General features: G+C 67.4%; 17 protein-coding genes. 12 read left to right on the forward strand and 5 right to left on the reverse strand.

The features are described from left to right. Nucleotides 1-31: 31 nt before the first annotated feature. Nucleotides 32-3265: an efflux RND transporter permease subunit gene (locus AC5P5S_RS05950; RefSeq protein WP_062605518.1), complete on the reverse strand. Its 3234-nt coding sequence runs from the start codon at nucleotides 3263-3265 to the stop codon at nucleotides 32-34. 74 nt (nucleotides 3266-3339) lie between these two features. Continuing rightward, the gene (locus tag AC5P5S_RS05955) at nucleotides 3340-4584 is read right to left on the reverse strand and encodes an efflux RND transporter periplasmic adaptor subunit (RefSeq protein ID WP_043034293.1); all 1245 of its coding nucleotides are present in this window, start codon (nucleotides 4582-4584) and stop codon (nucleotides 3340-3342) included. 188 nt (nucleotides 4585-4772) lie between these two features. Between AC5P5S_RS05955 and AC5P5S_RS05960 the strand changes: the two genes are divergently transcribed. From AC5P5S_RS05960 to AC5P5S_RS06010, 11 genes are all read left to right on the forward strand, one after another. Next, nucleotides 4773-6092, forward strand: a complete 1320-nt coding sequence (locus AC5P5S_RS05960) for a M20 family metallopeptidase (RefSeq protein WP_012481426.1) — start codon at nucleotides 4773-4775, stop codon at nucleotides 6090-6092. A gap of 546 nt (nucleotides 6093-6638) precedes the next feature. Continuing rightward, a complete protein-coding gene (queF, locus tag AC5P5S_RS05965) occupies nucleotides 6639-7457 on the forward strand; it encodes an NADPH-dependent 7-cyano-7-deazaguanine reductase QueF (RefSeq protein WP_012481425.1) in 819 nt (272 codons plus the stop codon). 285 nt (nucleotides 7458-7742) lie between these two features. Beyond that, entirely contained in the window at nucleotides 7743-8036 is a 294-nt protein-coding gene (locus AC5P5S_RS05970; protein WP_005411287.1) for a LysM peptidoglycan-binding domain-containing protein, read from the forward strand. 45 nt (nucleotides 8037-8081) lie between these two features. Further along, a complete protein-coding gene (locus AC5P5S_RS05975; RefSeq protein WP_005411286.1) occupies nucleotides 8082-8594 on the forward strand; it encodes a hypothetical protein in 513 nt (170 codons plus the stop codon). A gap of 342 nt (nucleotides 8595-8936) precedes the next feature. Next, complete coding sequence (locus tag AC5P5S_RS05980) at nucleotides 8937-11159, forward strand: NADP-dependent isocitrate dehydrogenase (protein ID WP_062605520.1); 2223 nt, start codon at nucleotides 8937-8939, stop codon at nucleotides 11157-11159. A 314-nt stretch (nucleotides 11160-11473) separates the two neighbouring features. Further along, entirely contained in the window at nucleotides 11474-12436 is a 963-nt protein-coding gene (locus AC5P5S_RS05985) for a hypothetical protein (RefSeq protein WP_049418055.1), read from the forward strand. Further along, nucleotides 12429-12977, forward strand: a complete 549-nt coding sequence (locus AC5P5S_RS05990) for a GTP-binding protein (protein ID WP_049418054.1) — start codon at nucleotides 12429-12431, stop codon at nucleotides 12975-12977. The genes AC5P5S_RS05985 and AC5P5S_RS05990 overlap by 8 nt, the downstream gene beginning before the upstream one ends. Continuing rightward, the gene (locus AC5P5S_RS05995) at nucleotides 12970-13386 is read left to right on the forward strand and encodes a roadblock/LC7 domain-containing protein (protein WP_005411281.1); all 417 of its coding nucleotides are present in this window, start codon (nucleotides 12970-12972) and stop codon (nucleotides 13384-13386) included. Before AC5P5S_RS05990 ends, AC5P5S_RS05995 begins: the two co-directional genes overlap by 8 nt. 53 nt (nucleotides 13387-13439) lie before the next feature. Continuing rightward, the gene (locus AC5P5S_RS06000) at nucleotides 13440-13799 is read left to right on the forward strand and encodes a hypothetical protein (RefSeq protein ID WP_005411280.1); all 360 of its coding nucleotides are present in this window, start codon (nucleotides 13440-13442) and stop codon (nucleotides 13797-13799) included. Nucleotides 13800-13945: 146 nt separating this feature from the next. Beyond that, nucleotides 13946-15676 carry a bifunctional isocitrate dehydrogenase kinase/phosphatase gene (aceK, locus tag AC5P5S_RS06005; protein ID WP_049418052.1) on the forward strand — a complete coding sequence of 577 codons (1731 nt, stop codon included), beginning with the start codon at nucleotides 13946-13948 and terminating at the stop codon, nucleotides 15674-15676. Nucleotides 15677-15737: 61 nt separating this feature from the next. Further along, complete coding sequence (locus AC5P5S_RS06010; protein ID WP_049403515.1) at nucleotides 15738-16625, forward strand: energy transducer TonB; 888 nt, start codon at nucleotides 15738-15740, stop codon at nucleotides 16623-16625. 34 nt (nucleotides 16626-16659) lie between these two features. On the opposite strand, the gene AC5P5S_RS06015 is transcribed toward AC5P5S_RS06010, so the two are convergent. The 3 genes from AC5P5S_RS06015 to trxA all read right to left on the reverse strand — a co-directional run bounded on the left by AC5P5S_RS06015 (nucleotide 16660) and on the right by trxA (nucleotide 20753). Continuing rightward, complete coding sequence (locus AC5P5S_RS06015) at nucleotides 16660-18234, reverse strand: sensor domain-containing diguanylate cyclase (RefSeq protein WP_005411277.1); 1575 nt, start codon at nucleotides 18232-18234, stop codon at nucleotides 16660-16662. A gap of 209 nt (nucleotides 18235-18443) precedes the next feature. After that, entirely contained in the window at nucleotides 18444-20195 is a 1752-nt protein-coding gene (gene rho / locus AC5P5S_RS06020) for a transcription termination factor Rho (protein WP_005411276.1), read from the reverse strand. A gap of 228 nt (nucleotides 20196-20423) precedes the next feature. Next, nucleotides 20424-20753, reverse strand: a complete 330-nt coding sequence (gene trxA, locus AC5P5S_RS06025; protein WP_005411275.1) for a thioredoxin — start codon at nucleotides 20751-20753, stop codon at nucleotides 20424-20426. A gap of 511 nt (nucleotides 20754-21264) precedes the next feature. Between trxA and rhlB the strand changes: the two genes are divergently transcribed. Beyond that, entirely contained in the window at nucleotides 21265-22992 is a 1728-nt protein-coding gene (rhlB, locus tag AC5P5S_RS06030) for an ATP-dependent RNA helicase RhlB (RefSeq protein WP_062605522.1), read from the forward strand. The last annotated feature ends 27 nt before the right edge of the window (nucleotides 22993-23019 follow it).

Below are 23019 nucleotides of genomic sequence, written 5' to 3' on the forward strand. Positions count from 1 at the left end.
CGTGCGGCCCACCGCAGCAGCGGGGCGTGGATCATGCCTGCGGCTCCTGCAGCGAACCGTTGCGCAGTGCGCGCTGCTCGCGGCGGCGCGCCAGCCATTCGGAGAAGCGTTCCATGTACAGGTAGATCACCGGCGTCGTGTACAGCGTGACCAGCTGCGACAGCAGCAGGCCGCCGACGATGGCGATGCCCAGCGGGCGGCGCAGCTCCGAGCCGATGCCGGTGCCCAGCGCCAGCGGCAGTGCGCCGAGCATTGCCGCGGCGGTGGTCATCATGATCGGACGGAAGCGCAGCAGGCAGGCGCGGCGGATCGCTTCATGCGCGTTGGCACCGGCGCGACGCGCCTCGATCGCGAAGTCCACCATCATGATGCCGTTCTTCTTGACGATGCCGATCAGCAGCACGATGCCGACGATGCCGTCCACCGACAGGCTCAGCCCGCACAGCATCAGCGCCAGCAGCGCGCCGACGCCGGCCGGTGGCAGCGTGGAGATGATCGTGATCGGGTGGATGTAGCTCTCGTAGAGCACGCCGAGCACGATGTAGATCACCACCAGCGAGGCCAGCAGCAGCCACACCACATCGGTCTGGCTGCCGGTGAATTCGGCGGCCTTGCCGATGAACTCGGCATGCAGGTGTGCCGGCATGTCCAGGCTGTCCTTGGTCTCCTGGATCGCACGCACCGCTTCGGACAGCGAATAGCCCGGCGCCACGTTGAACGAGACCGTCACCGCCGGCAGCTGTTGCTGGTGGCTGACCACCAGCGGCGCACTGCTGACCTTGCCTTCGGCCAGCGCCGACAGCGGGATGATGTTGCCGGCGCCGACCGTGATGCCGGTGTTCTGCGCGCCGATGCCGGTGGCGGTGGACGAGTTGGACGAGGTGACCTGGCCGAAGCTGGTGGCATTGGTGCCGGTCAGCGCGCCGGCGCCGTTGGAAGCCACGGCCAGCTGTTCCATCAGCGCGGTGCTGGTACGGAACTCCGGCGCCACTTCCAGCACAACCCGATACTGGTTGAGTTCGGTGAAGATGGTCGAGATCTGGCGCTGGCCGAACGCATCGTAGAGCGTGTCGTCGATGGTCTGCATCGGCACGCCCAGCACACTGGCCTTGTCGCGGTCGATGTTCAGTTCAAGCGCGCGGCCCTGGTTGGACAGGTTGTTGTCCACGTCGGCCAGTTCCGGGCGCTTGCGCAGCGCTTCGGTCAGGCGCGTGGCCTGGGTGGCCACTTCGGCGCTGTCCACGTCCGACAGCGAGTACTGGTATTCGGTGGCGGCCACGCGGGTATCGAGGGTCACGTCCTGCACCGGCTTCAGGTACAGCGCCACGCCCGGAATACCGGCTACCGCCTTCTGCAGGCGCGGCAGGATATCATCCAGGCCATCACGCTGGCTGCGCTCCTTCAGCACGATCGACAGCTGGCCCTGGTTGAGCGTGGGGTTCATGCTGCCGGCACCGATGAATGCCGACACGCCGGTCACGTCCGGATCCTGGCGCAGCGCTTCGGCGACCTGCCGGGTGCGCTGTTCCATCTGCGGGAAGGCGATGTTCTGGTCCGCCTGCACCACGCCGGTGATCAGGCCGGTGTCCTGCTCGGGCAGCAGCCCCTTGGGAATCAGCACATACAGCAGCACGGTGAGTACCAGCGCGCCACCGGCCACGGCCAGGGTCAGGCGCTGGTGGCCCAGCACCCAGTCCAGGCTGTGCTCGTACAGGCCGACGGTGCGCGTCCACAGGTTCTGTTTGCCGGCCGCCGCTGCGCGCTCATGCGCATCCTCGCCCTCGGGCAGGGCGTCGGGCTTGAGCAGGTAGGCGCACATCATCGGGGTCAGCGTCAGCGAGATCAGCATCGACAGCACCACGGCGATGCTCAGCACCCAGGCGAACTCGTGGAACAGGCGGCCGGTGACGCCAGGCATCAGCAGCAGCGGCAGGAACACCGCCACCAGCGAGACCGTCAGCGACAGCACGGTGAAGCCGATCTGGCGTGCGCCGATCTCGGCCGCTTCCTTGCCACTCTTGCCCTGTTCGATGTAGCGGACGATGTTCTCGATCATCACGATCGCATCGTCGACCACGAAGCCGGTGGCCACCACCAGCGCCATCAGCGAGAGGTTGTCCAGCGACATGCCGGCAAAGGCCATCACCGCGAAGGTGCCGGCCAGCGACAGCGGCACCGCCACCGAGGGAATGATCGTGGCCCACAGCCGGCGCAGGAATACGAAGATCACCGCCACCACCAGGCCGATGGTGAGGATCAGGGTGAACTGCACTTCGTGCACCGAGGCGCGGATGGTCTCGGTGCGGTCGTTGAAGATCTCCAGGTGCACGTCGGCCGGCAGCACGCCCTGCAGCTGCGGCAGGATCGCGCGGATGCGCTCGACGGTCTGCACGATGTTGGCGCCCGGCTGGCGGCGCACTTCCAGCAGCACCGCCGGCTTGCCATCGGCCCAGGCCGCCAGCTGGTCGTTCTCCACGCCGTCGACCACCTCGGCCACGTCGGACAGCCGCACCGGGCGGCCGTTCTTGTAGCTGATGATGGTGTCGCGGTACTCGGCGGCGCTGGCCAGCTGGTCGTTGGTGCCGATGCTGTAGGACTGGGTCTTGCCGTTCAACGAGCCTTTGGGCGCATTGACGTTGGCCTGGGTGAGCGCGCTGCGCAGCTGTTCCAGGGTCAGGCCCATGTTCGACAGCTGCGCCGGATTGACCTGGATGCGCACGGCCGGGCGCACGTTGCCGGCAATCGAGACCAGGCCGACGCCCTGCACCTGCGACAGGCGCTGGGCCAGGATCGAGTCGGCGTAATTGTTGACGTCGCGCAGCGGGCGCGTGTCAGAGGTCAGTTTCAGGGTGACGATGGCCGCGTCGGCCGGGTTCACCCGGTTGTAGACCGGCTGGTAGGGCAGCGACGAGGGCAGGGTGGCCTGGCGGATCGCCGCCTGCACGTCCTGCGCGGCGATGTCGATGTCGCGGTCCATCGAGAACTGCAGGATGATCGTGGACAAGCCAGCCGACGAGTCGGAGGTCATCAGCTCCAGCCCGGAGATCTGCCCGAACTGGCGCTCCAGTGGCGTGGTGACCAGCGAGGCCATGGTGGTTGCGTTTGCGCCGGGGTACTGGGTGGTGACCACCAGGCTGGGCGCATCGATTTCCGGCAGCGCCGACACCGGCAGCTTGCGGTAACCGAGGATGCCCAGCAGCAACAGGCCCGCCATCAACAGCGAGGTAGCGATCGGGCGGCGGATGAAGATCGTCGAAAAGCCCACGGACTGATCCTTGCTGGCACTTCAATGTCGGCGCCGGCGGGTCCGCCGGCGCGAGGGAGAACCGTGGCCTGCGCTCAGCGCGGACCGCCACCGCGACGGCCACCGCCGCCACCGTTCTTCTGTTCGGCCGCCTTCAGCTCGGCCTCGGTCGGTGCGGCCGGGGTTTCGCCCGGCTTCAGCGCGGTGACCTTGCTGCCCGGCTTCAGGCGGAACTGGCCTTCACTGACCACCCGCTCGCCGCCCTTCAGGCCTTCGGCGATCTGCACCTGGCTGTCGCCCACTTCCACGCCGCTCCGCACGGTCTGCATCTTCACCGTGTTGTCGCCCTGCACGACGTAGACGTACTCGCCATCCGGCCCACGCAGCACGGCCTGGGTCGGAATGACCACGCCGCCGGCAATCGTGCGCAGCTGCATGCGCACGTTGACGAACTGGCCCGGCCACAGGCCGTTGTCGGTGTTGTCGAACAGCGCGCGCGCCTTGAAGGTGCCGCTGTCGGCACTGATCAGGTTGTCGACCACGTCCAGCTTGCCGTCGCCGGACAGCACGTGCGAGTCGGCGCGGTCCAGTGCCGCCACCGGCACCGCGCCGGCGGCCTGCGCCTGGCGCACGTCGCCGAGCTGGCGTTCGGGCAGGTTGAACAGGACGTGGATCGGGTGGATCTGGGTCAGGGTGACCAGCGCGGTGCCGGCGTTGACCACGTTGCCCGCGTCGACCGCGCGGATGCCGGCGATGCCGGTGATCGGTGCGGTGACCCTGGTGTACTGCAGCTGCACCTGTGCCGAGCGCATGCTGGCTTCGTTCGCCGCGACTGCGCTTTCGTACTGTGCCACTTGGTTTCGCTGTGTATCCAGATCGGTCTTGGCGACGAACTGGCGGTACTCCGGCGCATTGGAGCGCTGGTAGTTGGAGCGCGCGGTGGCCAGCAGCGCCTCGTTCTGGCGCTTGGCTGCCGCGGCCTGGTCGTAGCTGGCCTGGGCGGTGCGTGGATCGATTACTGCCAGCACGTCGCCCTTCTTCACTTCCTGGCCTTCGCGGAAGTTCAGGCTCATCAGCTGGCCACCGACCTGCGGGCTGACGGTGACGGTGTTCATTGCCGTCACGGTACCCAGTGCGCTGGCATACACCGGTACGTCCTGGTGCGTGGCCTCGACCACGGTCACCGGCACCGGGCCGGCATCCGGGTCTTCGCCACCCTGGCGCGCTCCCGCTGCCGGCTTTCCAGCCTTGTCCTTGCCCCCGCCGATGACGCGCAGGCCGACCACGGCCAGCACCAGAACCGCCACGACCAGCAGCACGATCTTCCAAACACGTGACATTACGAGGACTCCAAGAGGGCTGGACGGGGCGCGGCCCCGGTTGGCAATGCGCAAAGCATACCTGTGCCACATCACGTTTCCTGCATGACGGATGGGACGGGCGCTAAGACCGGATCCGGCCGCGGAGGTTCCCGTGGCGGCGGTGTTGCCCTACATTCAGCTGGACCCCTCTTGCTGTGGAGATTGCGATGCGCCGTTCGCTGCTGCTGTCCGCCCTGCTGCTGGCCCTGCCGGCCGTTGCCCACGCCCAGGACGGGCAACGCCCCGAAGTGACCGCCGCTGCCCAGCGCCTGCAGGCCAAGGTGGTTGAATGGCGCCGCGACTTCCATCAGCACCCGGAACTGTCCAACCGCGAGGCGCGCACCTCGGCCGAGGTCGCCAAGCGCCTGCGTGCGATGGGCTTGAAGCCGAAGACTGGCATCGCCCACCACGGCGTGGTGGCGATCATCGAAGGCGGCAAGCCCGGCCCGAAGATCGCGCTGCGCGCGGACATGGACGCGCTGCCGGTAACCGAACAGACCGGGCTGCCGTTCGCCTCCAAGGCCACCGACCAGTACCGCGGCCAGACCGTGGGCGTGATGCATGCCTGCGGCCATGACGCGCACACCGCCACCTTGCTGGGCGTGGCCGAAGCGCTGGTGTCGATGAAGAAGGACCTGCCGGGCCAGGTGATGCTGATCTTCCAGCCGGCCGAGGAAGGCGCACCGCCGCCGGAAGAGGGCGGTGCCGCGCTGATGCTGAAGGAAGGCCTGTTCGCCGACTTCAAGCCGGAGGCGGTGTTTGGCCTGCATGTGTTCTCCAGCGTGCAGGCCGGTCAGATCGCGGTTCGCGGTGGCCCATTGATGGCCGCCTCGGATCGTTTCGGGATCAAGGTGATCGGTCGCCAGACGCACGGCTCGGCACCGTGGAACGGTGTCGACCCGATCGTTGCCACCGCTGATCTGGTCGGTACCGCGCAGACCATCGTCAGCCGCCGCGCGAATCTGTCCAAGCAGCCGGCGGTGCTGACCTTCGGTGCGATCAACGGTGGCATCCGCTACAACATCATTCCCGATGAAGTGGAGATGGTCGGCACCATCCGCACCTTCGACGAGGGCATGCGCCAGCAGATCTTCGCCGACCTGCGCAACGTCGCCGAGCACACCGCCGCCGCGCACGGTGCGAAGGCGGTGACCGACATCTACGAATCAGAAGGCAACCCGGCCACGGTGAACGACCCGGCGCTGACCGCGAAGATGCTGCCGAGCCTGCAGGCGGTGGTGGGCAAGGACAACGTGTACGAGCCACCGCTGCAGATGGGCGCGGAGGATTTCTCGCTGTACGCGAAGGAAGTGCCGGGGATGTTCTTCTTCGTTGGTTCCACCAGCGTGGGCATCGACCCGGCGACGGCGCCCGCCAATCATTCGCCGAAGTTCCTGCTGGATGAGAAGGCGCTGGATGTCGGACTGCGCGCGTTGCTGCAGGTGAGCCTGGATTACCTGCACGGTGCCGGCACGCCTGCGGGGTGAGGGTTTCCGGCAGGGCTTGCAGCCCTGCACCCGCCTAAATCAACGTCAACGTCAAAAGCGGGCATTCCGTGGGATGGCGGGGTGGGTCCGGTTGAGGGGGACGCCGTAAACCCGTCCATGGGGGCTTGGCCGCGGCATCCATGCCGCGGACACCCCCTCAACCGGACCCACCCCGCCTTCGACAGTTTCCCGCGGCTGTTGGTGCCCGCTGCTGTTGGTGGGTGCCGACCGTTGGTCGGCACGGCGGACGTCATGAACGTCTGAAGGATCGGCTTCTGATTTTGATTTTCCTGATCTTTCCCGTGGTGGTGGCGGCGCGCAAGGAACTGTCAGGGGCCGGGTGGGTAGGCGGGGCGGGGGTGTCCGCGGCATGGATGCCGCGGCCAAGCCCCCAAGGACGGGTTTACGGCGTCCCCCGACCCGCCTACCCACCCGGCCAAGCCGATAGACCGCCTTCCACGACCAACCAACAAAACCACCACGGAGGGGCTCCGCCGTTGGCCGGCCCGGCCGAAGGCCCGCCGTCCGCGCGATACAATGCCCCCCATGAACACCCCACAGGATTCCAGCCTCGGTCGCGAGGTCAGTTACCCGTCGCAGTACGATCCCGGCCTGCTGTTTCCCATCCCCCGCAGCGGCGCCCGCGCCGAGATCGGCCTCGATGACGCCGCGCTGCCGTTCGTCGGCCATGACCGCTGGCACGCCTTCGAGCTGAGCTGGCTCGACCCGCGTGGCAAGCCGCAGGTGGCCGTGGCCACCGTGCAGGTGCCGTGCACCTCGCCGCGGCTGATCGAATCGAAGTCGTTCAAGCTGTACCTCAACTCCCTCAACAGCACCCGCATCGACAGCGCCGAGGCACTGCGCGCGCGCATCGTGGCGGATCTGTCGGATTGTGCCGGTGCGCCGGTCCAGGTCGAGTTCGGGCTGCCGGGCCTGCGCGAGACGCCGCTCGGTGAATCCATCGACGGGCTGGAGCTGGAGATCGACTGCTACGGCCCGCCGCAGGCGGACTTTCTCTCGGCCAATGCCGGTGAGGTGGTGGAGGAGACCCTGGTCTCGGCACTGCTGAAGTCCAACTGCCCGGTCACCGGCCAGCCGGACTGGGCGACGGTCAGCCTGCGTTACCGCGGGCCGAAGATCGATCGTGCCGGCCTGCTGCGCTATCTGGTGAGCTACCGCGAGCACGCCGAGTTCCACGAGCAGTGCGTTGAGCGGATCTTCAGCGAGGTGTCTGCGCGCTGCCAGCCGCAATGGCTGGAAGTGGAGGCGCGCTATACCCGCCGTGGTGGCCTGGACATCAACCCGTGGCGCGCCAGTCCCGGCATTGCCGCCCCGGCCGCGACCTACCGCGAACTGCGCCAGTAACCGCCGCAGGCGGTTGCCCGTTGTGCCGGGCCATGCCCGGCGAACACCGGCCAGCGGCCGGCACTACCATGATTCGCAGGCGGTTACGGGTAGTGCCGGCCGCTGGCCGGCAATCGGCCAAGGCCGGATCCCCCTGGCACAGCCGACCAGCGGCCGGCACTACCGGGCACCGTCTCTCCCGATTGTTCAGCCGCCCCCCGGGGCGGCTTCACATCTGCACCATCCCCATTTAACAACCGCCATGGCACCGTGCGAGCCACGTAGTCATGCAGACGGGAGTTGTGGATGAGTACCGAGAAGAAAGCCGATTTCTCCGGCGTCAGCGCCAGCGTCGACAGTACCGCCGAGCAGGTGCCGAAGGCGGACTTCTCCGGCGTGAGCGCTTCGGTGGACAGCACCGCCGAGATCGTCAGCGGCGGCACCTATACCGTGCAGAAGGGTGACTCGCTGTCGAAGATCGCCAAGCAGCATCTGGGCGACGCCAACGCCTGGAAGAAGATCTTCGAAGCCAATCGCGATGTGCTTGACGACCCGGACAAGATCTTCCCGGGCCAGACCCTGAAACTGCCGCCGAAGTAAGCCGGCGATCAAACGCCGTCCGACAATCCCTGGGAGGAACCCCGAATGATCAAGACCACCCCGCTCCAGACCGCCCTGATCGCCGCCCTGTTGGGCAGCGTTGCCTTGGTCGGTTGCAAGAAGAAGGAAGAGTCGACCGACACCAACGCCGCTCCGGCCGCCACGGCTCCGGCCGAGCCGGCAGCGCCGGCACCGATGACCGGTGCACCGCCGCCGATGGCGGAAGCTGCCGCGGTCAGCGTTTCCACCGTCACCGTGGGCAAGACCGCTGCCGCCGACAAATCGGTCGCCCCGGCTGCACTGTTCTCGCCGAAGGATGATGTCATCGTCTCGGTCAAGACCGATGGCGCCGCCAACAACGTCAATGTCGGTGCCAAGCTGACCTTCCAGGACGGCCAGGTGGCCGGCGAACAGACCGCGACCCTGAATGCCAGCGGCGCGGAGACCACCAACGTCACGTTCAAGAATGCAAAGGGCTGGCCGGCCGGCAAGTACCGCGCCGAGGTCACGGTCGATGGCAAGGCGGCTGGAACGCCGCAGGAGTTCGAGGTCAAGTAAGTCCTGCCGACTCTCTCCCGGCAGGACTCACGATGGACGCAGCCGCAAGGCTGCGTCCTTTTTTATTGGCCGGTGGCTGGCTTCATCCATGCATGGCGTGGATCCACTGACGGCGGCGTTCGCGCAGATCCACGCCGTGCGTGGATGGATCACAGCGTTGCCGCCGTGCAGTACCGCCGCGTATGGCGCCGCTTTGCCCCGCGCGGCTGAAAACGCGACAATGCAGGGGTTTCCCCGCCGCGCGCCCACCCTGACGGCGACGGGGGAAAGCGACACGGTTGCACGTGGCCCGGCGCTGGCGCCGGCCTTCCCCTGAGCATTGCTACAGAGTCCAAGTCCCCCATGTCCAAGATCCTCTACACGCTGACCGACGAAGCACCGTTCCTGGCGACCCAGTCGCTGCTGCCGATCGTCGACGCCTATACCGCCACTGCCGGCATCGTGGTGGAAACCCGTGACATCTCGCTGTCCGGCCGCATCCTGTCGCAGTTCCCGGAACTGCTGTCCGACGCGCAGAAGGTCAGCGACGACCTGGCCGAGCTGGGCCAGCTGGCGACCACCCCGGACGCCAACATCATCAAGCTGCCGAACATCTCCGCCTCGGTGCCGCAGTTGAAGGCGGCCATCAAGGAACTGCAGGACCAGGGCTATCCGCTGCCGGATTACCCGGAAACCCCGGCCGACGACCAGCAGCGCGACTACAAGGCGCGCTACGACAAGGTCAAGGGCAGTGCGGTGAACCCGGTGCTGCGCGAAGGCAACTCCGACCGCCGTGCACCGCTGTCGGTGAAGAACTACGCGCGCAAGCACCCGCACCGCATGGGCGCCTGGGCGTCGGATTCGAAGTCGCACGTCGCGCACATGGCCGCCGGCGATTTCTACGGCAGCGAGAAGTCGGCCACCCTGGCCAACGCCGGTGCGCTGAAGATCACCTTCCACGGCAAGGACGGCAGCGCCGTCGTGCTGAAGGAAAAGACCGCGGTCAAGGCCGGCGAGATCGTCGATGCCGCCGTCATGAGCCGCAAGGCGCTGGCCGCGTTCATCGGTGAGCAGATCGCCGATGCCAAGGCCCAGGGCGTTCTGTTCTCGCTGCACCTGAAGGCGACCATGATGAAGGTCTCCGACCCGATCATGTTCGGCGTGGCGGTCAACGAGTTCTACAAGGACGTGCTGGCCAAGCACGCCGACGTGCTCAAGCAGGCCGGTTTCGATGCCAACAACGGCATCGGTGACCTGGCCGCGCGCCTGCCGTCGCTGCCGGAAGCCACCCGCGCCGCGATCGAAGCGGACCTGGCCGCCGAGTACGCGCAGCGTCCGGGCGTGGCCATGGTCAATTCGGACAAGGGCATCACCAACCTGCACGTGCCGAGCGACGTGATCGTCGACGCCTCGATGCCGGCGATGATCCGCGACTCGGGCAAGATGTGGAACGCCGAAGGCAAGCTGCAGGACACCAAGGCGGTCATTCCGGACCGCTGCTACGCCGGCGTGTACCAGGCCGTCATCGACGACTGCAAGGCGCACGGCGCCTTCGACCCGGCCACCATGGGCTCGGTGCCGAACGTCGGCCTGATGGCGCAGAAGGCCGAAGAGTACGGTTCGCACGACAAGACCTTCCAGATCGCCGCCGACGGCGTGGTCAAGGTCACCGACGATGCCGGCAACGTGGTGTTCGAACACGCCGTGGAAGCCGGTGACATCTGGCGCATGTGCCAGACCAAGGACGCGCCGATCCAGGACTGGGTCAAGCTGGCCGTCGAACGCGCCCGCCTGAGCAGCACCCCTGCCGTGTTCTGGCTGGATGCCGCCCGCGCCCACGACGCGCAGGTCATCGCCAAGGTCGAGCAGTACCTGAAGGACCACGACACCACCGGCCTGGACATCCGCATCCTGCCGCCGGTGGAAGCCACCGCGTTCTCGCTGGACCGCATCCGCAAGGGCGAGGACACCATCTCGGTGACCGGCAACGTGCTGCGCGACTACCTGACCGACCTGTTCCCGATCATGGAGCTGGGCACCAGCGCCAAGATGCTGTCGATCGTGCCGCTGATGGCCGGTGGCGGCCTGTTCGAGACCGGCGCCGGTGGTTCGGCCCCGAAGCACGTGCAGCAGTTCGTCGAAGAGGACTACCTGCGCTGGGATTCGCTGGGTGAGTTCCTGGCCCTGGCCGCGTCGCTGGAACACCTGGGCAACCGCTACGACAACGCCGCCGCCCGCGTGCTGGCCAAGGCGCTGGACGAAGCCAACGGCCAGTTCCTGGACAACGACAAGTCGCCGTCGCGCAAGCTGGGTGGCATCGACAACCGTGGCAGCCACTTCTACATCGCGCTGTACTGGGCGCAGGCGCTGGCCGCACAGGACGAAGATGCGGCACTGAAGGCACGCTTCGCACCGCTGGCCAAGGCACTGACCGACAACGAGCAGAAGATCGTCGAAGAGTTGATCGCGGTGCAGGGCAAGGCCGTGGACATCGGCGGCTACTACCGCCCGGACGTCGCCAAGGCGAGCAAGGCGATGCGCCCGAGCGCGACCTTCAACGCCGCGCTGGAGCAGCTCCGCGGCTGATCCATCGCCGTTCGGTCGTGACACCGGAACCCGCGCTTCGGCGCGGGTTTCTTTTGGGCTCCGGGTCAGAACCCTTTTGCCATGCAAAAGGGATCTGACCCCATTCGACCCGCGTCCAGAACCGTGATTCCCGTCGGCTGTCGGAATGTCGTCAACGAGGCATGAAACTTGCCCGCGATGGCCGTCGCAGAACTGATCGGACACCGTCTGCAACCGCCCTCGATCTGAGCAGTCGATCACGACGGCTGCCGCTGGCGATGCCCTAGCCTTGGCGACGCGAGGCCACCGGGGAGGTGGCCGCACGGGGAACACGGATGGCACGCGTGCTGGTAGTGGGAACCGACATCCAGGGTGAGCAGGCCCTGCTGCAGCGGCTGCGCGTGGCATCGGCCCTGCCGGACGGCCAGATCCGCCGCAGCCAGGACCTGGATGATTGCGACCTGCTGGTCATCCGCGATACGCCGGCGCTGCGCAACGCGGCCCTGCGCATGCGCCAGCAGCGTCCGCGACTGCAGTGCTGGATCGAAGACATCGGCGGCCAGCTGCGTGATGGCGACGGGCACCAGGACGTGCTTGACGATGGTGCCATCGGCCGCGCGCTGCGCCGCATGCAGTTGGCAGTGGAGCCCTTGGCCATGCACGCACCCGCACCGATCCGCCTGGCTGATGGTGCGCATGCCATCACCCGTCTGCTGCGCGAGCGGCTGCCGCTGCGACAGGGCCAGGCCCTGTTGAGTGATGCGGGCGAGCCTCTGCTGCTGATGGACCTGGAGCATGACCAGGCCGTGCTGCTGCAGGAACCGGCTACGGCCCTGGTGGAGCGTTTGGCCGATGCCTTCGAACGCCTGCAGCTGGATGCGCTGACACCCGCACGCCTGCATGGCCTGGCCGGCGAGCGGCCACGCCAGCCACTGCGGCCGCTGCTGTGGCAATGGGCGCAGCGCAGCCGCCATTGGCAGGCACTGGACGAACGCCTGCGCGGTGCTTCGGTAAAGCTGCTGCGCTGGCCCGATTTCCGTGTGCTGGGCCATGACCATGATGGCTTCCGCCTGTGCTCGCTGCTGCTCAAGCGCGCGTGCACGGTGGACGAGTGCGCGATGTTGCTTGATCTGCCGCCTGCGGCCGTGCGCGATTTCATCCATGCCGCTTACCTGTGCGGTTACGCGCAGCTGCAGGCAGCACCGGCGGTACCGCTGCCGGAACGCGCTGCCGGCGCTGACAACGGCCTGCTCGCCCGCCTGTGGCGTCACCTGCGTGGGAGCGAACGCAATGCGTGAGCACAAGGTGGTGGTGCTGGGTGGCATGGGCAGTGGCAAGTCGACCCTGGTGCGCAGCATCGCGGCCGGCGCGGTGGTCGACACCGACGTGGCCAACAGCGACCGCCTCGGTGCCGACAAGGCCTCCACCACCGTCGCCCTGGACTATGCAGATATCGACCTGCCCAATGGCGAGCGGCTGCGCCTGTATGGCACGCCGGGACAGCAGCGTTTCGATTTCCTCTGGCCGATCCTGCTGCAGGGCGCCCGCGGCGCCGTGCTGCTGCTGGATGCGCGGCGCGCGGGCGTGGTTGCCGAACTGGAGGATTATCTGCAGGTGTTGCGGCCGTTCGCATCGTCATTGGCGCTGGTGGTGGCCGTCACCCATCTCGACCAGGCACCGCACGCCGCGCTGGATGACTGGGCCGCCCTTGCCTGCCTTGATGACCAGCCGCTGCCGCTACTGGCCGTGGATACCCGCGACCGCGAACAGGGATTGCTGCTGATGGATGTATTGATGGGCGAGATGGAAGCGCACGCACTGGTGGCCGCGCATGGCTGACGGACAGGTGGCGCTGTTGCCCGACGCCGGCCAGCGTGAGCGCCTGCAGCCCTTGCTGCGAGACCTGCAGCAGCGGGTGGAAGGCATACGCACGGTGGTGCTGGCCAGTGTGGATGGCTTCGCCCTGGTCAGTGCCGGTGCCGAAGGGCGCGGTGAACGCCTGGCAGCGATGACCAGCGCGATGCTGGCGCTGGCTGCAGCGGTCGGGCGCGAACTTGTGCTTGGGGATCTGCAGACGCTGATGCTGGAGGCCGCGGGCGGCAAGGTGCTGATGCTGGCGATCCAGGCCGAGGGGCGCGTGCCGTTGCTGCTGATGGCGGCCTGCGACCAGCGCAGCGTGATCGGCCAGGTGCTGTGGCAGAGCAGGGAATGTGGCCAGGCGATCCTGGCCGAACTCGGCGGATCGTGAGCCCGGCCGCAGGGGAACGAGGGGCTCGAACCAACATCGACAAGGGGTGCGACGTGGCTGGACTGAATGAATCGTTGAACGCACTGATGGGCATCGACGGCGCGCAGGCAGTGGCGCTGGTCGACTATGAAAGCGGCATGCTGCTGGGCGAAGCCGGTGCCGGCATGGACATGGAAGTGGCCGCCGCCGGCAACACCGAAGTGATCCGTGCCAAGATGAAGACCGCCGCATCGCTGAACCTCAACGACAGCATCGAGGACATCCTGATCTCGTTGGGCAAGGCGTACCACATCATGCGCCCGGTGGCGAAGAAGAAGGGCCTGTTCTTCTACATCGTGCTGGACCGTACCAGGTCCAACCTGGCATTGGCGCGGCGCAAGGTGCAGGACGTGGAAGCCGAACTGGCGATCTGAGCCAGTAGTGCCGGCTGCTGGCCGGCATCTGCATCGATCCATCGACGGTCCAGGTGCTGCCGGCCAGCGGCCGGCACTACCTTCGCGCTCGACGGCATCGCACACGCCAGCGTATGGTGAAGCCGGTCCTCCCGGGTGAGCCATGCATGTCCAGGCCTGACATCGCTGCCGAGCTGGCACCGCGCATCGCGGTAGCCATCCGCGACGGTTTCGAGCAGTACCACGCCCGCTTTGCGGCGATCACCGCGCGGGCGCGGCAGCGCTTCGAGCAGCGCGACTGGGCCGGTGCGCGACAGGATGCGGTCGAGCGCATCGCCCTGTACGACCTGTGCATCGCCGAGCAGATGGATGCGCTGCGCCGCCTTGCCGGTGAGGCGATCGGCGAGCGCGCGCTGTGGTTGCGGGTGCACGCCCGCTACAGCGCGCTGCTGCAGGGCCTGATCGACGCCGAGCTGTACAAGACCTTCTACAACACGTTGTCGCGGCGCCTGTTCGCTACCCGGGGCGTGGACCCGGCGCTGGAGTTCATCGCCTTCGATGTCGAACCCTCCGATGCCATCACCCACCCGGTGGCGCGGCATACCTACGCGGTTTCGCCGACGCGGCCGGTGGAGGCGCTGCAGCGGGTGCTGGCCGACTATCGCTTCGATATCCCCTATGCGCACCAGCTGCGCTGCGCCGCGGCCATCGCGGTGCGCCTGCAGGATGACCTGGCCCACTGGGGCGATACGCCGGTACGCAGCATCGAGCTGCTCGACACGGTGTTCTACCGCGAGCGCCGCGCTTACCTGGTTGGCCGCGTGTTCGGCGAGCACCGGTTCTCGCCGTGCGTGATTGCCCTGGTGAACGACGAGCGTGGCCTGCGCGCCGATGCAGTGCTGACCCGGCGCCGGGACGTGGCCCACCTGTTCGGCGTGTCACGCAGCTATTTCCAGGCCAACCTGGCCACGGTCGGTGATGCGGTGGTGTTCCTGCGCAGTCTGCTGCCGGGCAAGCCCATCGATGAGATATACACCGTGCTGGGCCGCGCCAAGCAGGGCAAGACCGAGCGCTACCGCACCTTCTTCCGTCATTTCAACGAGCACCCGCAGGAGCGGCTGGTGCATGCAGAGGGCACGCCGGGCATGGTCATGGCGGTGTTCACCCTGCCCAGTTACCCGCTGGTGTTCAAGCTGATCCGCGACCGTTTCGCGTGGCCCAAGGCGATGTCGCGACAGCAGGTGGAAGAGAAGTACGCGCTGGTGTTCAACCTCGATCGTGTCGGCCGCCTGCTCGATGCGCAGCCCTATCGTCATCTGCGCTTCCCGCGCGAGCGTTTTGCGCCGGCCCTGCTGGATGAACTGCTGCAGCAGTGCGCGCAGAGCGTACGCATCGATGGCGATGAGGTCGAAGTCGCACTGTGCTATGTGCAGCGTCGTTTTCGTCCCTTGAATCTCTACCTGCGCGAGCAGGGCGGGGAGGCGGTGCGGGCGGCGGTGCTCGACTATGCGCAGGCGATCACCGACATGGCGCGCAACAACATCTTCCCCGGTGACATGCTGCCGAAGAATTTCGGCGTATCACGGCATGGCCGGGCAGTATTCTACGACTACGACGAGCTGTGCCTGGTCAGCGACTGCGTGTTCCGCGCCTGGCCGCAGCCGCGTACGCCGGAGGAAGCGATGTCCGACGAGCCATGGTTCCATGTCGGTCCGCGCGACGTGTTTCCCGAGCGCTTCGGCCCGTTCATGGGCCTGCCCGCTGCAGAGCTGGCAGCGGTCCGCGAGCACTACCGGCACCTGTTCGACCCGGGCTGGTGGCAGGGCCTGCAGGAGCGCTTCGCCCGCGGTGACTATCCGGATACACCGCCCTATGCTGGCGCGCACCGGTTGGCGTGAGCCAGCTGTCATGGGTGTTGGGACTGAGGTACTCTCGCCCTTCATCACCAAGGATCCGGCAATAATGCGTTCCCCCCTGTTTCTCGCTCTCGCGTTGGCCGTCGGTGCCGGCGCTCCGCTGTTCGCCGGCGATGCCAGCGCGCAGACCACGCGCGCGGTTCGTGCCACTGCGGAGATGAGCATGGTGCTCTCTGGCCATATCGAGGTCACGCCCGAGGGCGCGGTCAGTTCGTTGGTACTGGACCAGAAGTCGATGCTGTCTCCGAGCATCGCGTCCTTCGTGGAGGGCACCATCGGTGGCTGGCGCTTCGAGCCCACCCTGCGCGATGGCACGGCGGTGGCGGCGCGTGCGCCATTGCGGGTGCGCCTGCGGGGCAAGGCCATGGCCGATGGTGGCTACGAAGTCAGCATGACCAGCGTCAACTTCAGCGAGTACGATGAGAAAGCCACAGATTCGGTGACCCAAGGTCGCATGGCGCCCCCGCGTTATCCGGAAGAGGTCTATCGGAGTGGCGGCCAAGGCGAAGTGCTGCTGGTGGTCAGGATCGCGCGTGACGGCACGGTGGCCGATGTCGTTGCCGAGCAGGTGAACATGACCGTAGTCGGACGCGAGCGCACCCTTGCCAAGATGCGCGAAATCCTGGCCAGGGCCGCCGTCAGCAGTGCCCGCAAGTGGACGTTCAACCCACCGACCACCGGCGAAGCCAGCACCCGCGACAGCTGGACGGTACGCATACCGGTCAATTTCGGCCTGAACGATGATCCCAATGGAGCGGAGCGCTATGGCCGCTGGCGTGCCTTCATCCCGGGCCCACGGCAGGCCGTGCCGTGGCGGAAGGCAGATGCGATCGAGCAGGCCGGCAGCGACCTGCTGCCCGAGGGCGGCATCTACATGGTCGACGGCGCCAAGCGCGGCCTGCGCCTGCTGACGCCGCTGGAGCAGGGCTGACGATCACTGCGGAGCCGGCCCGCCCGGCTCCGCGTCAATCGGCGTAGGGGTAGACCACCACCCGGTTGCGGCCCTGCTCCTTGGCCAGGTACAGCGCCTTGTCGGCCAGCCGCAGCGCCTGCTCGGCATCGACATGGAAGCTGGGGAAGTGGGCCACGCCCAGCGAGACGGTGATGGTGCCGACCGGTTCAAACGGATGGTCGGCAATGTGCTGGCGCAGACGCTCGCCAGCCTGTCGCGCTGACTCGGCGCTGATGCCCGGCAACAGCAGCAGGAACTCCTCGCCGCCGGCGCGGCAGAGGATGTCGCTGTCGCGCGAGTAGCGGCGCATCTGGTTGGCGATGTGGACGATGGCAGCGTCGCCGACGTCATGGCCGTGGTTGTCATTGATCGATTTGAAGCGATCGATGTCCAGCGCCAGGATCGCGAACGGGATGCCCTGTACCTGCAGGGCATCCAGCGCCTGCTGCAGGCCGCGGCGGTTGAGAAGACTGGTCAGCGGATCGGTGCGGCTGGCGCGGTTGAGCGTGCCGATGCGGTCCTGCAGTGCATTGAAGCTGTGCAGTACCGCCTGCTTGAGCTGGGCGACCTCGAAGTACCACGCGCGGATGCCGCTGACGTGGCTGATCGCATTGCCGGTGTCTTCGCCGCCCTGCACGTTGCGTGCGAGCTGCCACAGCGGCATCGAGATGCGACGGGCGAACCACCAGGTGATCAGCAGCGACAGCAGGCCCAGCGGGATTGCGTTCCAGATTACCGCAGTCATCAACCGCGACAGCGGTTGCAGCGTGGCCTCGGTCGGGCGCTGGGCGATGATGCCCCAGCCGGTGGCCGCCACCGGCGCATAGCCGGCCAGCATCGACACGCCCAGGTTGTTGCGCACCTGCTGCGCGCCACGCTCGCCGCGCACCACGGCCTTTACTGCGGGGTTGCCGACCACGTAGTCGCCCACCCGCTTGCCATCGGCGTGGTACAGCAGGCGGCCATGGCGATCGACCACGTACAGGTAGGAACCATCACGGTAGTAGTGCTTGCCCAGCAGCGTGTGCAGTGCGCTGCGCTGGCGCAGGTACAGGGTGCCGCTGACGTAACCACGGTAGTGGCCCTGCCGATCGAAGATCGGGTGCGACAGCGAGACCAGCAGCTTGCCTGTGGCCGACTGGTACGGGTCGCTGATCATCGGCTGGCGCGCGGCCAGCGCGGCATTGTTGCCGACGCTGTGCAGCACTTCGCCCTGCAGCTGCAGGGTCTGCGGCGAGGTGGCGATCACCAGGCCGTCGGCATCCACCACCAGCGAAGAGTTGAAGCTGTTGGTCTGCAGCTGCAGGCGGCTGGCTTCGTCCTGGGCCTGTGCCGGGTCGAGGTTGCCCTGGCCGAGCCGCGTGGCGGCGTAGGCCAGTTCCTGCTGGGCAGCCAGCAGGAAGTTCTGGGTCGTTTCGGCCAGTTTGGTGGCGTAGACGCGGTTGGCCTCCAGGGTGTTGCCGACCAGCTGGTCGCGCTGCACCCGGTAGCTGGCCAGCAGGGTGTTGGCCAGCGCGATGATGGCGCTGAGCAGGGCCAGGGCGAGGATCAGCTTGCCCAGGTTGAGGCGGGGAGACAGCGTTCGCATGCGTCGACGGATCCGGCAGGAGGCTGGACCCGACCGGTTCTCCGGAAGGGGCGACAGCGGGAATCGGTGGCCAGGCCCTCGGGGCCGGGCAGGGCATCGGGCGGATTATCGCCAAAACCGGGCGGCGGTGAAGTGAAGTGGGTCGCCCTGCAGGCAAAAAAAAACCTGCCGCAGCGAGCGGCAGGTTCTTTTCGATGCAATGCCGTGGATCAGCGCTTCATCGAACCGAAGAACTCGTCGTTGGACTTGGTGTTCTTCATCTTGTCGAGCAGGAACTCCATCGCGGCCATTTCATCCATCGGATGCAGCAGCTTGCGCAGGATCCAGATCTTCTGCAGCAGTTCCGGCTCGATCAGCAGGTCTTCGCGGCGGGTGCCGGAACGGTTGATGTCGATCGCCGGGAACACGCGCTTTTCAGCGATGCGACGGCTCAGGTGCACTTCGCTGTTGCCGGTGCCCTTGAACTCTTCGTAGATCACCTCGTCCATCTTCGAGCCGGTGTCGACCAGCGCGGTGGCGATGATGGTCAGGCTGCCGCCTTCTTCCACGTTGCGCGCGGCACCGAAGAAGCGCTTCGGGCGGTGCAGGGCGTTGGCGTCCACGCCACCGGTCAGCACCTTGCCCGAGCTCGGCACCACGTTGTTGTAGGCGCGGGCCAGGCGGGTGATCGAGTCGAGCAGGATCACCACGTCCTTCTTGTGCTCGACCAGGCGCTTGGCGCGCTCGATGACCATTTCGGCCACCTGCACGTGGCGCGCGGCCGGTTCGTCGAAGGTCGAGCTGATGACCTCGCCGCGCACGGTGCGCTGCATTTCGGTCACTTCTTCCGGGCGCTCGTCGATCAGCAGTACGATCAGGTGCACGTCCGGGTGGTTGGTGGTGATGGCGGTGGCGACCTGCTGCATCATCATGGTCTTGCCGGCCTTCGGCTGCGACACGATGAGCGAGCGCTGGCCCTTGCCCTGCGGCGCCATCAGGTCGAGGATGCGGCCGGTGATGTCTTCCGACGAACCGTTGCCGCGCTCCAGGGTGAAGCGGCGGCGCGGGAACAGGGCGGTCAGGTTCTCGAACAGCACCTTGTTCTTCGACGCTTCGATCGGCTCGCCGTTGATGGTGTCGACGATGTTCAGCGCGAAGTAGCGCTCGCCGTCCTTCGGGAAGCGGATGCGGCCGGAGATATGGTCGCCGGTGCGCAGGTTGAAGCGGCGGATCTGGCTGGGCGAGATATAGGTGTCGTCCGGGCCGGCCAGGTAGCTGGCTTCGGCCGCGCGCAGGAAGCCGAAGCCGTCCGGCAGGATTTCCAGCACGCCGTCGGCGGCGACGCCGTCACCGTGGCGGGTCAGTACCTTCAGCAGGGCGAAGATCACATCCTGCTTGCGGGCGCGTGCCACGCCTTCGGAGATCTGCAGCTGCTCGGCGATTTCCAGCAGCTTCTGTGCCGGCATGCGCTTGAGGTCGCTCAGCGAATAGACCGGGAAGCCTTCCGGCACGTTGGCGTGCGGACGCGGCACGAAGGGCTGCTGCTCGCCGCCGTCGTTGGGCATGCCGTCGTCGCGGAAGCGGTTGTTGTTGCGGTCACGGTCGCGGCGGTTGCGGAAGCGGTCACGGCGGTTGCCCTGGCCTTGCCCCTGGCCCTGCTGGCCGTTCTGGTTGTACGGGTTCTGGCCCTGGTTCTGGCCACCGCCCTGGTGGTTCTGCTGCCGCGGCTGGCCGGATTCGCGACCCTCACCACCTTCGCCACCGCCACTGCTGGCAGGGGCCTCGGCGGCGGGCGCGCTCGGTGCGGGGGCGGGGGCCGGGGCCGGTGCCTCGGGCGCGGCGGCCAGCGGCAGGGTCGGCTGCGCCGGAGCGGCGCTGGTTTCGGCGGCTGCCGGGGCGGCGGCCTTGCTCACGCGGGGCTTGCGCACGCGCTTTTCGGCGGGCGCATCGGCGCTGCCGGTTTCGGAAGTGTTATCGGACAAGAGCGTTATTCCTCGCTTGAAGGTGCGAGCGCCCGGCTGGGGCGGCGAACGTTGGGAATGGGTCTGGAAGAAACTGCGTCCAGAGGGTGCGGCACGCGAACGCGGCCGGATGTGCCGACACTATCATCGGCCTGCGGCGCCGTGCAAGGGCTGCCGGGAACAGCATTCATCATGGACGCAGGGCGTCCGCCGGCAGCCGCGGGTGGCGGCTGCCGGAAAACAGCAGGATCAGGCCAGGGCCTTGTCCAGCAGGCCGGCCAGCTGGGCCTTGCCCACCGCACCGATCTGCTCGCCGACCTTCTCGCCGTCCTTGAACACGACCAGGTACGGGATCGAACGCACGTGGTACTTGGCGGCCAGCGCACGATTGTGGTCGACGTTGACCTTGGCGATCTTGGCGCGGCCCTGGTAGGCATCGGCCAGTTCGTCCAGCGCCGGGGCGATCATCTTGCACGGGCCACACCATTCGGCCCAGAAATCGACCAGCACCGGTTCCTTGGAATTCAGCACTGCGCTATCAAAGTCGGCGTCGCCGACATGTACAACCTTGTCGCTCATCTTGGTTTCTCGTCTTGGATTGCACCCGGCCATGCCGGAGGTGGGTGAACTGGGCCATGCCCGGTGGCGCGACCCTCGTCGTTGCCTCGCGGCGCACTGCCGCGGTGCGTTCGGCGGGATGCCTGGACGCTCACGGCCGGCAGTGTACCCCTATCGCAGGGCGGGGACAGGCGCCGGCTGGAACCCAGCGTATCGTGATCGCTTCGAAGCCCGGTATGTGTCGGATTTCACTGTCTTCCCGAAGATGGGGGTGGCAGCGGGCGACACCAGCGGGACCGGCGGGGTCGTTCAAGTCCCGTGTGGCTGGATGAAGGCGCGCCGTCTCTTCAGCTGGTGAGACAGGGCATTCCGGTTTGCCGGCCCGAGTGCGTTAAACTGGGCCATTGTGCGGCGCGCGGACCGGGTGGTCCCAGCCTGCCAACCCGCCGCAGGGGCCGCAGTTTGCGACGGTGCCCCTAGACGATGAAGTGCCAGCCGCCCCACGGGCCGGCGGCCATACCAAGACGGACTCATGAGCGACAAACCGCTGACCGATTTGACCTTTTCCTCCTTCGAGCTGCACCCGGCCCTGCAGGCCGGCCTTGAAGGAGCCGGATTCACCCGCTGCACCCCGATCCAGGCGCTGACCCTGCCGGTCGCGCTGCCCGGCGGTGATGTCGCCGGCCAGGCCCAGACCGGCACCGGCAAGACCCTGGCCTTCCTGGTCGCTGTCGTGAACCGCCTGCTGACGCGTCCGGCGCTGGCCGATCGCAAGCCGGAAGATCCGCGTGCGCTGATCCTCGCCCCGACCCGCGAGCTGGCCATCCAGATCCACAAGGATGCGGTGAAGTTCGGTTCCGACCTGGGCCTGCGCTTCGCCCTGGTCTACGGCGGCGTGGATTACGACAAGCAGCGCGAGCTGCTGCAGCAGGGCGTGGACGTGATCATCGCCACCCCGGGCCGCCTGATCGACTACGTCAAGCAGCACAAGGTGGTGTCGCTGCACGCCTGCGAGATCTGCGTGCTGGACGAAGCCGACCGCATGTTCGACCTGGGCTTCATCAAGGACATCCGCTTCCTGCTGCGCCGCATGCCGGAGCGCACCACCCGCCAGACCCTGCTGTTCAGTGCCACCCTCAGCCACCGCGTGCTGGAGCTGGCCTACGAGCACATGAACGAGCCGCAGAAGCTGGTGGTCGAAGCCGAGACCATCACCGCCGCGCGCGTGCGCCAGCGCATCTACTTCCCGGCCGACGATGAGAAGATCCCGCTGCTGCTGGGCCTGCTTTCGCGCAGCGAAGGCGCGCGCACCATGGTCTTCGTCAACACCAAGGTGTTCGTCGAGCGCGTGGCGCGTTCGCTGGAAAAGGCCGGCTACCGTGTCGGCGTGCTGTCCGGCGACGTGCCGCAGAAGAAGCGCGAGAGCCTGCTCAACCGCTTCCAGAAGGGCCAGCTGGAAATCCTGGTGGCCACCGACGTGGCTGCGCGCGGCCTGCACATCGACGGCATCAAGTACGTCTACAACTACGACCTGCCGTTCGACGCCGAAGACTACGTGCATCGCATCGGCCGCACCGCGCGCCTGGGTGAAGAGGGCGACGCCATCAGCTTCGCCTGCGAGCGCTACGCCATGGGCCTGCCGGACATCGAGGCCTATATCGAGCAGAAGATTCCGTCCGAGCCGGTCACCAAGGAACTGCTGACCCCGCTGCCGCGCCCGGAACGCCCGGCTCCGGCGGCAGGCGAGGAAGGCGAGGACAACGAAAGCGTCGGCCAGATCTTCCGCGAAGCGCGCGAAGCCCGCGCCGCCGAGGAAGAGCGTCGGGGCGGTGGCCGCAGTGGCGGCCGTTCCGGCGGTGGTGGTGGTGGCCGTGGTGGCCGTGACGGTGAGCGCAGCGGCGAACGCCGTTCGCGTGGCCCGCGCAAGCCACGCGCGGAAGGCGAGCAGGGCGCTGCCGCGCCGGCCGCCGGTGCCGAAGGCGCCGCTGCCCAGGCCCCGCGTCCGCCGCGCCCCCCGCGCGCCGAAGGCGCACTGGAAGGTGCGGCGGACGGCGAGCACAAGCCGCGCAAGCGCCGCCGCCGTCGCCACGGTCGTCCGGTCGAAGGTGCCGAGGGCGTGCAGAACGCCGCCGGCAATGGCGCCAGCCCGGTCACGCCGGTGCAGGTGGTGGCCAAGCCGGTGCGCACGGCTGCTGATACCGGCGATTCGTTCCTGACCCGCATCGGCCGCAAGATCCGCCGGATGCTGTCGGGTAACTGATCGGCGCTGCCGATCAGCGGGTAGCAC

The sequence above is a fragment of the Stenotrophomonas sp. YJH_SMC_54 genome (assembly GCF_059368435.1).

Excerpts from the sequence above, each read along its gene's own strand:
- AC5P5S_RS05995 (WP_005411281.1), top strand. The coding sequence starts at position 12,970 with ATGGCTGACGGACAGGTGGCGCTGTTGCCCGACGCCGGCCAGCGTGAG.
- queF (WP_012481425.1), top strand. The coding sequence starts at position 6,639 with ATGAACACCCCACAGGATTCCAGCCTCGGTCGCGAGGTCAGTTACCCG.
- AC5P5S_RS05985 (WP_049418055.1), top strand. The coding sequence starts at position 11,474 with ATGGCACGCGTGCTGGTAGTGGGAACCGACATCCAGGGTGAGCAGGCC.
- AC5P5S_RS05990 (WP_049418054.1), top strand. The coding sequence starts at position 12,429 with ATGCGTGAGCACAAGGTGGTGGTGCTGGGTGGCATGGGCAGTGGCAAG.
- aceK (WP_049418052.1), top strand. The coding sequence starts at position 13,946 with ATGTCCAGGCCTGACATCGCTGCCGAGCTGGCACCGCGCATCGCGGTA.
- AC5P5S_RS05975 (WP_005411286.1), top strand. The coding sequence starts at position 8,082 with ATGATCAAGACCACCCCGCTCCAGACCGCCCTGATCGCCGCCCTGTTG.
- rhlB (WP_062605522.1), top strand. The coding sequence starts at position 21,265 with ATGAGCGACAAACCGCTGACCGATTTGACCTTTTCCTCCTTCGAGCTG.
- AC5P5S_RS05970 (WP_005411287.1), top strand. The coding sequence starts at position 7,743 with ATGAGTACCGAGAAGAAAGCCGATTTCTCCGGCGTCAGCGCCAGCGTC.
- AC5P5S_RS06015 (WP_005411277.1), bottom strand. The coding sequence starts at position 18,234 with ATGCGAACGCTGTCTCCCCGCCTCAACCTGGGCAAGCTGATCCTCGCC.
- AC5P5S_RS05980 (WP_062605520.1), top strand. The coding sequence starts at position 8,937 with ATGTCCAAGATCCTCTACACGCTGACCGACGAAGCACCGTTCCTGGCG.
- AC5P5S_RS05955 (WP_043034293.1), bottom strand. The coding sequence starts at position 4,584 with ATGTCACGTGTTTGGAAGATCGTGCTGCTGGTCGTGGCGGTTCTGGTG.
- AC5P5S_RS05960 (WP_012481426.1), top strand. The coding sequence starts at position 4,773 with ATGCGCCGTTCGCTGCTGCTGTCCGCCCTGCTGCTGGCCCTGCCGGCC.
- trxA (WP_005411275.1), bottom strand. The coding sequence starts at position 20,753 with ATGAGCGACAAGGTTGTACATGTCGGCGACGCCGACTTTGATAGCGCA.